Source organism: Oceanobacillus sp. B139/18 (genome assembly GCF_055524595.1).
In genome coordinates this window covers 1-1025 of the sequence record NZ_JBVFXI010000026.1, presented here as the reverse complement: position 1 = coordinate 1025, position 1025 = coordinate 1, and the positions used below count along the sequence as shown (strand labels likewise).

At 39.3% G+C, this 1025-nt stretch carries 1 protein-coding gene; it reads left to right on the top strand.

The window, feature by feature from the left end:
- Positions 1-1025 (top strand): L-2-hydroxyglutarate oxidase (gene lhgO, locus ACZSMY_RS23140; RefSeq protein ID WP_465148380.1); only part of this gene is annotated, 1025 nt, incomplete at both ends.

The window sequence follows — 1025 nt, the reverse complement described above, 5'->3', positions numbered from 1 at the left end:
ATTGCAGTCGTAGATAAAGAAGCAGAGGTAGCGAAGCATCAGACAGGACATAATAGCGGTGTGATTCATTCAGGAATTTATTATAAACCGGGCTCCTACAAAGCGAGATTTGCCCGTAATGGATCGAAATCTATGGTGGAGTTCTGTGAAAAGCATCAAATTGAGTATAACCAATGTGGCAAAGTAATTGTAGCAACAAGTGAATCCCAGCTTGCGAATATGAATAAACTATATGAGCGGGGAATCGAAAATGGATTAGATGTCGAACGTTTAAGCCGTGATGAAGTAAAAGAGATTGAACCATTTGTAAATACAGTCGGCGGGATCCACGTTAAAAATACCGGCATTGTGGATTTTAAAAAGGTTACAGAGAAATACGCCGAGCTGTTTATAGAAAATGGCGGCATGCTGCGGTTACATAATGAAGTGAAAGATATCCAAATGGAAACAGAAAAAATAACCGTAGTAACGAATGAAACGACATATGAAGCGGATTATTTGATTAATTGTGCCGGGTTATATAGTGATAAACTGGCGCGTATGGCGCGTATCGAGACAGATGTTCAAATTATTCCATTTCGCGGCGAGTATTTTGAATTAGATGAGCGTATTGAACATTATGTAAAAACGTTGATTTATCCAGTCCCTAATCCGGATTTGCCATTCCTGGGTGTCCATTTTACAAATATGATTGGCGGCGGAGTCGATGTAGGGCCTAATGCCGTGTTGGGATTTAAAAAAGAAGCATATCAAAAAATTGGTTTTAACTTGAAAGAAACAACGCAAATCATAACCTTTCCGGGGCTGTATCGAATGGGCATAAAAAATATGAAGGAAGCTATCGGTGAATATTATCGGTCATTTAGTAAAAAAGCATTTGTCAAAGAAGCACAAAAATTAATTCCTTCATTAACAGCAGCGGATATCAAGCCGATGGAAGCGGGAGTACGTGCGCAAGCGATGAAACCGGATGGGACCATGCTAGATGATTTCTATTTTGAAGAAAATGCGTCAAGTTTACATGT